This window comes from Herbiconiux sp. J20-20 (assembly GCF_057365085.1).
This window is the reverse complement of sequence record NZ_CP195122.1, coordinates 2,317,363-2,330,928: the sequence shown is the minus strand read 5'-3', so window position 1 is coordinate 2,330,928 and position 13,566 is coordinate 2,317,363. Positions and strand designations below refer to the sequence as shown.

Sequence of the window (13,566 nt, the reverse complement as noted above, 5' to 3'; positions counted from 1 at the left end):
AAGGGCGTGGCGTACGAGGCCGACGCACATGGGGCGACCTACCCTGTCACCATGGCCAGGTCGCACTTCACTCTAGCCGCGCTCGCGACGTCGGCCGTGGACGGTCTGGACATCGCGGGCGCGACCCCCATCGGCTCTCCCGGCGGCGATTTCGACGCCGCGCTGCTCACCGGACGGGACGGTCGGCACTGGATCGTTCGCGTGCCGCGCAGCGAGAGCGCCGAGGCCGCGCAGTCGGCCGACCTGGTCGCGCTCCGCGCGCTCAGCGCGGGTGTGCGCGCGCGACTGCCCTTCGCCGTGACCACCTTCGCCGGTCAGGCGCCCGCGGGCGACACGCGCGCGGTCGTCTACGAATTCGTCTACGGCGCCAAGGCCGAGCTCGCCAGCCTCGACCACGACCTCGCCACCTCGATCGGCGAGGCGATCGCGGCGATTCACGCCCTGCCGACCAGCTTCGTCGCCGACTCGGGACTGCCGAGCCGCACCGGCATCGAGGCGGCCCGCGACGCCGCCAAGCTGCTCGACCGCGCGATCGCGACCCGCGTCGTCCCGGCCGTGCTGCAGCAGCGCTGGGAGCGCGCGATCGGCGACCCGACGCTCTGGCAGTTCGCCCCGGCCGTGGTCAACGGAGCGCTCGAAGCGGAGTCGTTCCTCTCCTCCGACGGCGTCGTCACCGGCCTGCTGGGCTGGCAGTCGCTTCACGTGGGCGACCCGGCGGTCGACCTGCACTGGCTGCTGCGCGCCCCCGGCGACGGCATCGCCGAGACCGCCTTCGGCGCCTATGCCCGGGTTCGCGGCTCCGTCGATCGCCAGCTGACCGAACGCGCTCGCCTGCTCAACGAGCTCGAGCTCGCCAAGTGGCTGCTGCACGGCACGGCGACGAAGTCGACCGAGATCGTCGACGACGCCGTGGAGCTCATGTCGGGGCTCGTCGACACGATCTCGCAGAACGACACCGTCTCGATCCGCCGCCCCGAGTCGACGCTCGACGTCGATGAGGTCGAAGAGCTGCTCTCGCGCACCGCCACCGCGCGGTAGGCCCCTCAGCTCTCGAGGATCGACTGCCCGCGCGGCACGATCCGCACCAGCCGCCGCGGCGTGCGCAGGCTCACCCGGATGCGCAGCTGGTGCCGGCGCGCCAGCACGATCGCGATCGTGATCCCCGCGAGCGCCGGGACACCTCCGGCGACCGTGAACGCAACGTGCGGCCCGAAGTGCTCCGCGATGAACCCCATGATCACGCCGCCGAGCGCCTGACCGCCCACGACGACCATGAAGTAGAACGACATGATGCGGCCGCGGATCCCCGGATTGGTCGAGAGCTGCGTCATCGACTCCGCCCCCGTCGCGAACAGCAGTCGCGTGATCCCGATGCCGACGAGCGCGCCGAGGAACAGCGGGTACCAGAGCGCGACGCCAGCGAGCACGGTGACGAGCCCGTAGCCGATCGTGGCCATCACGATCGCGCGCAGCCGCAGCGACCGCCGCTGTGCCGACAGCACGGCACCGACGAGCGCGCCGACCGCGGCGAGCGAACTGTAGAGCCCGTAGCCGGCGGCCCCCGTTCCGAACGACGTCGCCGCCGCGGTGAAGAGCACCGGGAGGTTCATGCCGAAGACGGCAACGAATCCCAGCAGCACGATCGGCCAGAGGATCGTGGGCTTGCGCCGCGCGTAGGCGAGTGCCTCGCGGATCTGTCCGCCGCCGCGAGCCTGGCGCGGGGCGCGATGAAGCTCGTGCACCCGCATCACCAGGAGCATCGCCAGCGCGACCGAGGCCGTGGCGGCGTTGATCGCGATCGACCAGCCGGAGCCGACGGCGACGATGAGCACGCCCGAGATCGCCGGCCCGAGGAGTCCGCCGAGGTGGAAGATCATCGCGTTGACGCTGATGGCGTTGCGCAGCCGCGCGGTGCCGACCATCTCGCTGACGAAGGCCGAGCGCGACGGACCATCGATCGCCATCGCGATACCGGTGGTGGTCGCCACCAGGAAGACGTGCCAGACCTCAACCGCTCCGAGCAGCACGAGCAGGGCCAGCAGCGCATTGGAGGCCAGGCCCACGGTCTGGGTGGCGATCAGCACGCGGTGCCGGTTGGCCCGGTCGGAGAGCACCCCCGCCCAGGCGCCGAGGAGGATCGTGGGGGCGAACTGGAGCGCGACGACGATGCCGACGAGCGCCACATTGCCGGTGAGTTCGAGCACCAGCCAGTCGATCGCGATGCGCGCCATCCAGCCGCCGGTGTTGGCGAAGAGCTGGCCGATGACGTACATGCGGTAGTTGTACGAACGGAGCGCGATCGCGGTGTCGCGCCACCGAGGGCGCCCGTCGACCACGGGGATGGGAGCGGTGAGATTTTCGGCCTCGATGCCGGATACGGATGTCATGTCGCTTCCAAGGTACGTGCGGCCGCGCCATTACATTGTGGAATGCTGGCTATAAGTCATATTGCCTTTTCGAATGGAACCCGATGTTCGACCCGGTCCTGCTCCGCACCTTCGTGACCCTCGCCGAGACGCTGAGCTTCACGCGCGCGGCCGCGCAGCTGGGTCTCAGCCAACCCACCGTGAGTCAGCAGATCCGAAAGCTGGAGGCGGCCGCCGGCCGGATCCTGGTCGCCCGCGACACACGGCAGGTGGCGCTCACCGACAACGGGGACGCCCTGCTCGGCTTCGCGCGCACCATCCTCTCCGCCCACGACGAGGCCGCGGCCTACTTCACCGGCTCCGCGATGCGAGGCCGGCTGCGCTTCGGCTCCGCCGACGACCTGGCCTTGACGCAGCTGCCGCAGATCCTGCGCGACTTCCGCCAGCTGTATCCGCAGATCAACCTGGAGCTGACCGTCGGCCAGAGCCCGTTCCTGAACCGGCGCCTGCGCGCGGGACAACTGGATCTGGTGTTCGTGCGGCAGCCGGCGGACGCCGGCATCGGCCGGGTGGTGCGGCGCGAGCGACTCGTCTGGGCGGCGCACCGCGCCGTGACTCTCGACCCGGAGCAGCCCGTGCCGCTGATCGTCTATCAGGCGCCCAGCCTCTCTCGCCAGGCGGCGATCGACGCGCTCGAGGCGGCCGGACGCACCTGGCGCATCACCTGCAACACCCGCGAGATCAACGGGGTGCTGGCCGCGGTGCGCGCCGGCATCGGAATCGCGGCGTTCCCGCAGAGCATGATCCCCGGAGATCTGGTGCCGGTCACCAACACCTTCGGCCTGCCGCTGCTCGACGAGGTCGAGTTCGCACTGCTCGACAACCCGCAGGCCGACCGCGGCCCGATCGACGCCCTCGCCTCGGCGATCGTCAGCCGTTCGCGGCTCGACGTCTGAGCACTGCGGCGCCCGCCGCGCTCAGCCGAGCGCCGCGCGCCAGCGCTCCCGCAGCTCGTCCTCGCTCGAGACGTGCTCGGGGCGGATGATGCGATCCTCGGCGACGAAGTAGAACGCCGCATCGACGAGTGCGGGATCGATGCCCGCCCAGCGCGCGTAGGCCAGCCGGTAGAGCGCGAGCTGGAGCTGCTTGCGTTCGAGATCGTCGGCGTCCTTCGGCGCCTTGCCGGTCTTCCAGTCGACGATCTCGAATCGGCCGTCGCGCTCATAGACGGCATCGATCTTGCAGACGATGGTGCGCCCGTCGAAGGGAAGGTGGATCTCGCGCTCGACCTCCACCGGCTTGAGCTCGGCCCACGGCGACCGCTCGAACGTCGCCTTCAGCTCGGCGAACCGGTCGGCGTCGACCGCCACCAGCTCCGTGTCGGCGTCGATGTCGAGCTCGGAGAAACGCGCATCCAGCTCCTCCTCGAGCCCGTCCGGGTCGGCGCGATGCTCGACCCAGGCGTGGAACAGGGTGCCGAGCCGGGTGGCACGGTACGGGCGCTCCGGCATCGGCCGCCGCAGCTCCGCCGCGACCCGCTCCGGATCGGTGACGTACTCGTGGAAGCGCGAGGCGGGAATGCGCGCGGGCGGCGCGACCCCCGGTGGGCCCGCCAGCTGCTGCCGACGCTCGGCCAGCAGCAGTCGCAGATCGCGAGTCCAGGCACCCGCCGCCTCGACCGCCGTCTCGAGTTCGGCGTCGTCGAGCGCCGCACGCACCTCGGCGGCGGCCCGTTCGACGCGCTCACGGCGACCGCGCAGCGGATCCCGGGGCCAGGTCTCGCGCGCCGGATCCCCCAGCAGCGGGTTCGTCTCGGTTTCGGCCGGCTCGCTCGGCAGCGCACCGACGACACCCGCCTCCTCCAGTTCGCGGAGGAAGGCGCTCGGCTTGCGCCAGCGCGACTGCGACGACCAGAAGGAGCCTGTCAGGAGCAGCTCGTGACGGGCCCGCGTGATCGCGACGTATCCGAGCCGACGATCCTCCGCACGCTGACCTTCGGCGACCTGCGCCTTGAACTCCTTGAAGCGATCACGCAGCTCGACCCGTGCCGTCGCGGTCCGCCAGGCGAACACCGGCAGCGCGGCCGAGTCGCCCCGGAACTCGTAGGGCAGTTCGCCGAACCCGACCCAGGCGCCGGTGTCCCGCGGCTTGGCGGGCAGCTCGTCCTCGACCAGTCGCGGCACGGCGACCAGATCCCATTCGAGGCCCTTCGCGCCGTGGATGGTGAGGATCTGCACGCAGCCGGCCTCGGGCGGATCCGTGCGCGGGCTCAGCCGGTCGCGCGACGCAGCCTCATGCAGCCAGCCGAGGAACGAGCGCAGCGATCCGCTGCGTCCGAGCTGCTCGAACTGGGCGAGCGCGTCGAAGAACGCCTCGAGCACCCGGCCGCTGCCGGGTCGCGACTCGTTGGCCGCGGCCTCGATGTCGAGATCGAGCTCCTGCAGCACGACGGTGACGAAGTCGACGAGTTCGAGCCGCGTGCGCTGACGCAGCCCCGCGAACAGGGCGCCGGCCTCGCGCAGCCGCCGGAGGCCCTCCTCGCTGAAGTCGCGCACGGCGCCATGATCTCCGCGCTGCGTGGCGAGGAAGTCCAGCGCGTCGATGATCGACGCCGACTCCTCGTCGATCACCGAGGCGCGCAGTCGTTCGCGCACCGCCTCGTCGAGTGCGCGCTGCCGCAGGTCGCGCCTCTCGAGCCAGCGCGCGAGCTCGTGGAGCGCCGCGATGTCGGCCGCGCCGATGCGCCACCGCGACCCGACCAGGAGCCGGATCAGCTCGTTGCCCGCTGTCGGGTCGTCGACCACCCGGAGCGCCGCCACCAGATCGGCCACGAGCGGTTGAGCCAGCAGTCCTCCGACGCCGAGCACGTGATACGGCACCCCGGCATCGGTCAGCGCCCCCGTGAAGTGCTCCAGGGTGCGCCGCGCGCGCAGCAGCAGCGCCGCGCTCGGCGGGACCGCCTCGGTGCCGCCCTTCGGGACGCTCCAGTTGCGGCGATCGGCGAGACGATCACGGAACCACGCCGCGACGGCGCGCGCCTCGTCGACGACCGTCTGCTCGAACCGCACCTCGACGGGGATCGCGTCCGCGTGCGGGCGCGGCGCCAGCCTCTCGACGGCGACCGGGCTGGTCGCGGCGAGCGGCTCCAGGATGGTGTTCGCCGCATCCAGAATGCGCTCGCCGTTGCGCCAGCTGGTCGACAGATCGAAACGGTGCTCGGCCCCGAACCAGCGCGAGAACTCGCCCAGGTTGGCCGCGCTCGCGCCGCGCCAGCCGTAGATCGCCTGATGCGGGTCGCCGACCGCCATCACCGGATGCCCGGCGAACAGTGCCGCGAGCAGCCGCGTCTGCCCGACGCTGGTGTCCTGATACTCGTCGAGGATGACCACCTTGAACCGCTCGCGGAGCTCGCTGGCGACCCCCGGCGCGCGCTCCGCCACCCGCAGCGCGATCTGCACCTGGTCGCTGTACTGCAGGTAGCCGCGCTCCCCCTTGACCCGCTGGAACTCGCGCGCGGCGTCGAGCAGCGCGGGGAGGGATCGCACGGGGGTGACGATCGACTCCATGTCGGCGGCGTAGGCGGCGCCCACCTGCGGGATGTCGCCGAGGGCCGCATAGTCGGCGGCCATCTTCTCGACGGCCTCGGGATCGGCGAGATGCTCGGCGAGCGAGGAGGCGAGCCGCACGACGGCGGTCGTGACCTGGTCGATGCTCTTGCCCGACTCGGCCAGCCGCGGGTCGTCGAGACCGACCACGACCTCCCGGGCGAGCAGCCAGGCGGCCGCTTCGCCGAGCACCACGGCGTCGCCGTCGAAGCCGACGCGGGCCGCGTGATCGCGAAACAGTGTGCTCGCGAACGAGTTGTAGGTGGCGATCTTGGGGGCGTCGAGCAGCTCCGCCCCCAGGTCGGACTCGGCCGGCGCGTCGGCCGGCGACTCGGCCCGGTCCGAGACCGGCTCGCGCACCATGCCCTCGGCCCGCAGCGCGGCGATGCGGTCGCGCATCCGCTCCCCCAGCTCACCGGCCGCCTTGCGGGTGAAGGTGAGGCCGAGAATCTCCGAGGGGCGCACGAGCCCGTTGGCCACGAGCCAGAGGGCGCGGAACGCCATCGTCTCCGTCTTGCCGCTTCCGGCGCCCGCGACGACGAGCGCCGCCACCAGCGGGGACTCGATGACCGCCCGCTGCTGATCGGTGGGCGTCGGCAGCTTCAGGGCCTCGGCGATCTCACCGGCCGAGACCACGGCCAGCGACTCAGCCACTGGACACCTCCGGGGGAAGCTGCACGGCGCGCACGTCGGAGCCGTGCGCGAACGCGTCGTCGGTGAGGATCGCGGCGAAGCTCGGCCCGGCCATCTCGCGCGCGGCCGCGCGAACCCGTTCGCGGAACGCCTCCCGCGCCTCCTCGTCGAAGGCCTTCTGCTCGCGCACCGTGAAGCGCGCCTTCGTCGTCGAGGAGGTGAAGACGAGACGCGCCTCGTGCAGCGGCACCTCGCCGCCCTGCTCGAGCGCGCCGTCGGCGTGGGCCAGCTGGTACGCGCCCAGCTGCGGGTGCTCGGCGGCCTCGGACGCGGTCGCGATGTGCGAGCCCGTCTTCAGATCCATGATCACGAGTCCCTCGTCGTAGCGCTCGACGCGGTCGATCTTGCCGTTGAGCTGGGCGGGCGGGATGTCGAGTCGGAACGACCCCTCGGCCGACACGAGCTCTCCACCGCGGGCCTCCACCGCGGCAAGGTAGTCGGCGAGCGCGTCGATCGCGGCCCGGGCGACCGCCCGCTGACGCTCGGCGTCCCACGGCGACTCGAAGTGCAGCTCGCCCCAGCGCTCCTCCAGCGCGGCCCAGAGCTCATCCGCGTCGCGGCTCGCGGCGTGCTCGAGGACGTCATGAATGAGGGTCCCCATGCCGAGCGCGGCGCTCGTGCTGCCGCCGCCCATCTTCTCGACGAAGGCCTCCATCGGGCTGCGCTCGATCGCCTCGATGCCGGACGGCGACACCGAGACGCGCGCGTCCGGGTCGTTGAGGTCGACGAGCGGCGCGGTCGTCGACGGGCCCGACAGTCCCCGCCAGGAGTCGGGGTGCGCCCCGGGGACCCCCTCGAGGGCCAGGGCGACGAGCGCCGCGGTCGCGGCGGAACGCCGTGACGCGCGCTCCGGCTCGCCGCTCGCCGGCTCGGTCGTCAGCTCGCGGCGCAGCCGGGCCACCAGCGGGCGCAGACCGAGCGGGCTGCGCCCGGAGCCGACGAGCGCGGCGCCGCCAAGTGACGGGTCGGCGACCAGCTCGAAGAGCGGACTCGCCGCCTCGTCGTCGCTGTCGACCGCCGAGACCACCAGTCGCGACCGGGCCCGGGAGGCCGCGAGGGCGAAGATGCGCAGCTCATCGGCGAGAACGGCGCGCCGCTCATCGACGACCGCTGCCCCGGCACCGCGCCCGTCGAGAACCGCGACGAGGTCGCCCGCGCCGAGCAGCGACCCGCGCAGGCGCAGGTTCGGCCACTGCCCGTCCTGCAGACCCGAGACGACCACGGTGTCGAAGTCGAACGCACTCGCACCGGCGGGGGTCGCCACCAGCACCGTGTCGGCCAGCGTGTGCGGCGCCAGCGTGTCTTCGGGGACCTCCGCGTCGAGCACCTCCGCCAGGAAGGCCGCGGCGCTCGACTGCGGGGCACGCTCGGCGAAGCGCCGCGCCGACGCGAACAGCGCCACCACGCCGTCGAGGGCGCGATTCGCCTCCTCAGCGGCGAGACCCGCGCCGCGGGCGCGCTGCTCCCAGCTCGCCGCGACGCCCGAGCCCTCCCAGGCCGTCCAGAGCAGCTCCTCGGCGGAGGCGCCCGCGTCGTGCTGCTCGCGCAGCTTCGCCAGGATCCCGGCCAGGCGGGCGGCACGTCGACCGACGGCGTGATCGATCGTGGCGAGCCGGCCGGGTGCTCGCAGCGCGTCGGCAAGCAGCTCTCCCCCGTGCCGGGTGCCGCCCCCGGCGAGCTCCTCCGCCCGCAGCGCGAGCCGGAGGCGTCGCAGTCCGAGCGCCTCAAGGCCCCCGTAGGGTCCGAGCAGGAGTTCTTCGGCGCTGGCCGCCGAGAGCTCGCTGCGGCCGATCGCCACCTCGACGACTCGCAGCAGGGCGCCCGCGGCCAGGTCGTCGCGCAGCGCCGCACCGCCCGCGTGCGTTCGGGTGGGAACGTGCGCAAGAGCGAGTGCGCGAGCGAGCCCCGGGATCGCGCGCGCCGTGCGCGTGATCACCGCCAGCTCGTTCCAGGGCACGCCGTCGAGCAGGTGCCGTTCGCGCAGGACCCGCGCGATAGCGTCGGCCTCCGCGGCAGGGCTCGCCTCACGGATCGCCAGCAGCGGCCGATCCTCCGCGTCGGGCACCGCCGACGAGGCCGCGCGCTGGGTGCCCTCCCCGGCCGCGCCGATCCGCGCCGTGATCTCGGCGACCACGCGCCGGATCGTCGGGCCGTGGCGATGCACGGTACCGAGCACGAGTCGCGGCGCGTCCGGCACGCCCACCCGCGTCGCGAAGGCTCCGACCGCGTTGACCTCGCCGCCGCGGAAGCTGTTGCTGGCGATATCGGGATCGCCGAAGCCGACCACCGCGACGCCGCGGTCGACGAAGGCGCGCAGCATCCGCATCGTCGCCTCGGTCGCCTGGTGCAGTTCGTCGACGAGGATCAGCCGCACCGCGGCGAGGCGCTCGCCGAGGTGCCCGGCCTCGATCGCATGAACGGCCGCCGCGCCCAGCTCCGCCGGGTCGAGCATCTCGCCGCGTGCGCTCGCCAGCACGGTCTGGTATTCCACCGCGAAGTCGGCGGCCGCACGCCACTCTGGCCGCTGCTCGGCGACGGCGAGGCGGCGCAGCTGCTCGGGCGAGATCCCGAACTCGGTCGCGCGCATGAGGAGCTCCCGCAGTTCGACCCGGAAGGCCGGCAGTCGGCGCACGGCCGCATCGAGGTCCTCCGGCCACGCCGGCCCGGCCGCATCGTCGAGGTGCCCCTCGAGGAGCTCGCGGATCACGAGATCCTGGTCGGCCCCCGACAGCAGCCGCGGCGGCGCGGCGTCGTGCGCGCGCGCCTGCGCGGTGGCCAGCTCGAAGGCGACCGAGCTGGCGGTGCGCGCGAGCGGACCCGTGGTCACGACGGCGAGCTCGCGCGCCAGCCGATCCCGGAGGTCGGTGGCCGAGTGGCGGCTGCCAGTGATCACGAGCAGCTCCGCCGCGTCGTAGCCGCGCGAATGCACGCGGTCGGCGGCGAGCGCCACCAGCGTCGCGGTCTTGCCCGATCCGGGCGCACCGATGACGACCGCGCTCGCCCCCTCGGGGAGCTCGAGCACGGCCCGCTGCGATTCATCCAGCTCGAGGCCCACGCCCTCACGGTAGCGGGAGCGGCGGACATCCGTTCTGCCGACAGAGAACCTCGCGCACCCGGGGGCCGGGCATCGAATACGCTGACTCCGTGGACATTCGCATCGGTATCGCCAACACTGCCCGCGAGCTCAGCTTCGAGACCTCGCAGAGCCCCGCCGAGGTCGAGAAGCTCGTCGCCGACGCTCTCGAGTCGGAGGCGAAGTTCATCAAGCTGACCGACGACAAGGGCAAGGTCTACATCGTGCCCAGCACCGCCTTCAGCTATCTCGAGCTCGGCCCCGCGGAGAGCCGCCGCGTCGGCTTCGTCGCCTAGGCCGCGTCATGGAATTCGTCTTCGTCGTCGTCATCGCCGCCAGCCTCGGAGCCATCGTGCGCTACACGATTCCGGGACGGGACTCCTACGGCGCAGCGCTGCTGCCGGCGGTCTCCACCGCCGTCACCGCGACGGTCTGGGTGGGCCTGCTCTGGCTCGGCTGGACTTTCGACGGCGGCTGGATCTGGGCCGTCTCGCTGGTCGCTGGCCCGCTCGCGGCGATCGCCGCCGCCCTCATGCTGCCGCCCGCGCGCGCTCGCGCCGATGCGCAGCTGCTCCACGACCTCTCCGGCGGCCGCGCCTAGCGTCCCGCCCCACCGGCGAGCGCTACCGAAACTCACGAGCGCTACCAGTCCTACGGGCGCGCTCGTGTGTTTGGGTAGCGCTCGGCGTCGCAGGATGCGGGGGGGGGCGGGGGTCAGGCGGTGAGGCCGAGGGCGTCCATGCGGCGGGTGTGCGAGGCGACCAGCTCGGTGAAGACCGGCTCGATGCGCTCCTCGCCCGGCATGACGCCGTCGATCTCGAGCGCCTCGCGCGCCACCAGCATGGTGTCGCCGACGAGGCGACGGCCCCACATGGCGAGCCGCGAGGCGAGACGCGGACTCGCGTCGACGCCCGCGCGCAGCAGCTCGACGAGCACCGCCTCGCCGACGGTGACGCGCGCCAGGATCTCCGACACCCGTGCCTGCAGGTCGCGCGGGAGACCGCCCGCGAGTCCGGCCGAGAAGTCGGTCAGGAATCCCTGCGTCAGGTAGCAGGTCACCAGGATCTCGTGCCAGTCGGCGCCCTGCGTGCGGCGCTGGAAGTCATCCAGTTCGAGACGGTACGGCTCCATCGCGGCGACCGGGTCGTGGCCGAGCGCGCGCAGCTCGTTCACCACGGCCTCGTGGGCATCGCCCATCTCGCCCGCGGCGCGCGTCAGCTCGCTCTTGCCCTCCGTGGTCGGGGTCGCCATGACGGCACGCCCCAGGTTCTCGAACAGCACGAGGGTCAGGTATCCGAGGCGGCCGAGGTAGACCACCGGCTCGGGAGTCAGCGCGGCGAGTTCGACGCGCGCGACCTGGACCGCCTCCGTGCGCGAGCCGAGCGGCAACACGTGGGGACGCGGCCTTGATCGTCGAAACCAGCGCAACACGACGTCCAGACTACTCGCGTCTCGTCGCCCGGTAGACTGGGGGACAATTCACCACTCAGACGGGTATTCCTTGACTTTCTCCGATCTCTCGATCGACCAGGACATGGTCGACGCACTCGCCGAGAAGGGCATCCTTGAGCCCTTCCCCATCCAGACGCAGACGATTCCGCTCGCCCTCACCGGCCAGGACATCATCGGTCAGGCCAAGACCGGCACCGGCAAGACCTTCGGCTTCGGCCTTCCGCTCATCCAGGCGCTCGGCACCAGCCCCGAGCCCGGCGTTCAGGCGCTCGTCGTCGTCCCCACGCGCGAACTGTGCGTGCAGGTGGCCGAAGACCTCGAGCTCGCCACCTCGAAGCGCGACACCAAGGTCGTCGCCATCTACGGCGGCAAGGCCTACGAGGGCCAGATCGAGCAGATCAAGGCCGGCGCGCAGATCGTCGTCGGCACCCCCGGCCGCCTCCTCGACCTCGCCGGGCAGCGCCTGCTGAGCCTGGCAAACGTCAAGGTGATGGTGCTGGACGAGGCCGACAAGATGCTCGACCTGGGCTTCCTTCCGGATGTCGAGAAGCTGTTCGCGCAGACCTCGCCGACGCGCCACACGATGCTGTTCTCGGCCACCATGCCGGGTCCCGTCGTGACGCTTGCGCGCCGCTTCATGAACCGCCCGATCCACATCCGCGCCACGGACCCCGACGAGGGCCAGATCCAGGCGAACATCAAGCACGTCATCTACCGGGCGCACTCGCTCGACAAGGACGAGGTCATCGCCCGCATCCTGCAGGCCGAGGGCCGCGGCAAGACGGTCGTCTTCACGCGCACCAAGCGCGCCGCCGCCAAGCTCGTCGAAGAGCTCAACGACCGCGGCTTCAACGCGGGTGCGGTGCACGGCGACATGAGCCAGGAGGCGCGCGAGCGCTCGATGGCCGCGTTCAAGGCCGGCAAGAAGGACGTGCTCATCGCGACCGACGTCGCCGCCCGCGGCATCGACGTCGACGACGTGACCCACGTCATCAACCACACGATCCCCGACGACGACAAGACCTATCTGCACCGCGCGGGCCGCACCGGCCGCGCCGGCAAGACCGGCATCGCCGTCACCTTCGTCGACTGGGATGACCTGCACAAGTGGGCGCTCATCAACCGCGCCCTCGAGTTCGGCCAGCCCGAGCCGACCGAGACCTACTCGTCGAGCCCGCACCTGTTCAGCGACCTGAACATCCCGGAAGGCTCGAAGGGGCGCCTCAAGCCCTCCCCCGCCGCACCGCACCGCGAGAAGCCCCCGGCATCCCGCGACGGCGGACGGTCGCGTCAGCGCACCCGCTCCGGCGGTTCGGGAGGCGCGGGCACCGGTCCGTCGAGCACGCCGCACGAGGCGCACGCCGAGGGCAGCGGAACCCACGACGGCGCCACGCCGGCGCGCCGCAAGCGCACCCGTCGTCGTCGCCCGAGCGGCGGCCAGGGCGGCGCCCCGACGCCTCCCACGGCGTAGCGCGCCCGGCGGCCTCGCCGCCGAAGGCGGCGCCCGGCGGCCTAACCGCCGAAGGGGGCGCTGCCGCGCCCGGCCGCCACGATGCGCTCGTACACCTCGAGCGCGGTCGTGTTCTCGGCGAGCCGATTCGGCTTGCCCTCGCCGTGGTAGTCGCTCGACCCGGTCATGAACAGGTCGTAGCGCTCGGCGAGCTCGCGCAGCCGCTGCTTGCCGTCGTCGGTGTTCTCGCGGTGCTCGATCTCGAGCCCGGCGAGACCGGCGTCGACGAGCTCGGCGAGCGCCCGCTCCGGGAGCACCCCATCGCGCCCCCGGGTCGCCGGGTGCGCCAGCACCGGGACACCGCCCGCCGCCCGGATCAGACGCACGCCCTCCAGCGGCGTCGGCGCGTAGTGCGGCTCGCTGTAGCCGGAGCGCGGATGCAGGATGCCGCCGAACGCCTCCGTGCGGTCGGCGACGTGACCGCGCGCGACCAGCGCGTCGGCGATGTGGGGTCGCCCGATCGTGGCGCCGGCCGCCGAGTGCTCGAGCACGTCATCCCACGAGAGGTCGTAGTCGCGCGCGATGCGCTCGACGATGCGCTCGGCGCGCGTCACCCGGTCGTCACGGATGCGCGTCGTCTCGCGCAGCAGCGCGGCGTCGTCCGGGTCGACCAGGTAGGCGAGCACGTGCACGGAGCGCCACTCCAGGCGCGTGGAGAACTCCATCCCCGGCAGCACCGTGAGCCGGGTGCCGACGACGGCGCGCCGCGCCTCGTCCCACCCCGCCGTGGAATCGTGGTCGGTGAGCGCCACAATGTCGAGGCCGGCGGCGACCGCCGCCTCCACCAGCTCAGCCGGAGACTCGGTGCCGTCCGACACGCGCGAGTGCGCATGCAGATCGATCGGCCCGGACATCCTCACATCGTAG

The 13,566-nt window shown here is 72.4% G+C and carries 10 protein-coding genes; 5 read left to right on the top strand and 5 right to left on the bottom strand.

From position 1 onward, the window contains the following. The first annotated feature begins 51 nt into the window (after nt 1–51). Entirely contained in the window at nt 52–1,038 is a 987-nt protein-coding gene (locus tag ACR3ZA_RS11275; RefSeq protein ID WP_473662047.1) for a phosphotransferase, read from the top strand. A gap of 5 nt (nt 1,039–1,043) precedes the next feature. On the opposite strand, the gene ACR3ZA_RS11270 is transcribed toward ACR3ZA_RS11275, so the two are convergent. After that, nucleotides 1,044–2,387, bottom strand: a complete 1,344-nt coding sequence (locus ACR3ZA_RS11270; protein ID WP_473662046.1) for an MFS transporter — start codon at nt 2,385–2,387, stop codon at nt 1,044–1,046. An 83-nt stretch (nt 2,388–2,470) separates the two neighbouring features. Here ACR3ZA_RS11270 and ACR3ZA_RS11265 point away from each other — a divergent pair, with 83 nt between their 5' ends. Continuing rightward, the gene (locus ACR3ZA_RS11265; RefSeq protein ID WP_473662045.1) at nt 2,471–3,322 is read left to right on the top strand and encodes a LysR substrate-binding domain-containing protein; all 852 of its coding nucleotides are present in this window, start codon (nt 2,471–2,473) and stop codon (nt 3,320–3,322) included. Nucleotides 3,323–3,343: 21 nt separating this feature from the next. Here the strand turns inward: ACR3ZA_RS11265 and ACR3ZA_RS11260 are convergent, their stop codons facing one another. Together ACR3ZA_RS11260 and ACR3ZA_RS11255 are read right to left on the bottom strand one after the other, a co-directional pair. Next, the gene (locus tag ACR3ZA_RS11260) at nt 3,344–6,625 is read right to left on the bottom strand and encodes a UvrD-helicase domain-containing protein (protein WP_473662044.1); all 3,282 of its coding nucleotides are present in this window, start codon (nt 6,623–6,625) and stop codon (nt 3,344–3,346) included. Then, nucleotides 6,618–9,719, bottom strand: a complete 3,102-nt coding sequence (locus tag ACR3ZA_RS11255; RefSeq protein ID WP_473662043.1) for a PD-(D/E)XK nuclease family protein — start codon at nt 9,717–9,719, stop codon at nt 6,618–6,620. The genes ACR3ZA_RS11260 and ACR3ZA_RS11255 overlap by 8 nt, the downstream gene beginning before the upstream one ends. 89 nt (nt 9,720–9,808) lie before the next feature. Between ACR3ZA_RS11255 and ACR3ZA_RS11250 the strand changes: the two genes are divergently transcribed. Together ACR3ZA_RS11250 and ACR3ZA_RS11245 are read left to right on the top strand one after the other, a co-directional pair. Further along, complete coding sequence (locus tag ACR3ZA_RS11250) at nt 9,809–10,033, top strand: DUF3107 family protein (protein ID WP_473662042.1); 225 nt, start codon at nt 9,809–9,811, stop codon at nt 10,031–10,033. Between the two features lie 8 nt (nt 10,034–10,041). Further along, nucleotides 10,042–10,338 carry a hypothetical protein gene (locus tag ACR3ZA_RS11245; RefSeq protein ID WP_473662041.1) on the top strand — a complete coding sequence of 99 codons (297 nt, stop codon included), beginning with the start codon at nt 10,042–10,044 and terminating at the stop codon, nt 10,336–10,338. A gap of 113 nt (nt 10,339–10,451) precedes the next feature. On the opposite strand, the gene ACR3ZA_RS11240 is transcribed toward ACR3ZA_RS11245, so the two are convergent. Continuing rightward, nucleotides 10,452–11,129, bottom strand: coding sequence for a ferritin-like fold-containing protein (locus tag ACR3ZA_RS11240; RefSeq protein WP_473662040.1), 678 nt, complete (start codon nt 11,127–11,129; stop codon nt 10,452–10,454). A 109-nt stretch (nt 11,130–11,238) separates the two neighbouring features. Here ACR3ZA_RS11240 and ACR3ZA_RS11235 point away from each other — a divergent pair, with 109 nt between their 5' ends. Beyond that, nucleotides 11,239–12,660 carry a DEAD/DEAH box helicase gene (locus tag ACR3ZA_RS11235; protein ID WP_473662039.1) on the top strand — a complete coding sequence of 474 codons (1,422 nt, stop codon included), beginning with the start codon at nt 11,239–11,241 and terminating at the stop codon, nt 12,658–12,660. 41 nt (nt 12,661–12,701) lie between these two features. On the opposite strand, the gene ACR3ZA_RS11230 is transcribed toward ACR3ZA_RS11235, so the two are convergent. Further along, the gene (locus ACR3ZA_RS11230) at nt 12,702–13,553 is read right to left on the bottom strand and encodes a PHP domain-containing protein (protein WP_473662038.1); all 852 of its coding nucleotides are present in this window, start codon (nt 13,551–13,553) and stop codon (nt 12,702–12,704) included. Nucleotides 13,554–13,566 lie beyond the last annotated feature (13 nt).

Excerpts from the sequence above, each read along its gene's own strand:
- ACR3ZA_RS11275 (WP_473662047.1), top strand. The coding sequence starts at position 52 with ATGGCCAGGTCGCACTTCACTCTAGCCGCGCTCGCGACGTCGGCCGTG.
- ACR3ZA_RS11270 (WP_473662046.1), bottom strand. The coding sequence starts at position 2,387 with ATGACATCCGTATCCGGCATCGAGGCCGAAAATCTCACCGCTCCCATC.
- ACR3ZA_RS11265 (WP_473662045.1), top strand. The coding sequence starts at position 2,471 with ATGTTCGACCCGGTCCTGCTCCGCACCTTCGTGACCCTCGCCGAGACG.
- ACR3ZA_RS11245 (WP_473662041.1), top strand. The coding sequence starts at position 10,042 with ATGGAATTCGTCTTCGTCGTCGTCATCGCCGCCAGCCTCGGAGCCATC.
- ACR3ZA_RS11230 (WP_473662038.1), bottom strand. The coding sequence starts at position 13,553 with ATGTCCGGGCCGATCGATCTGCATGCGCACTCGCGCGTGTCGGACGGC.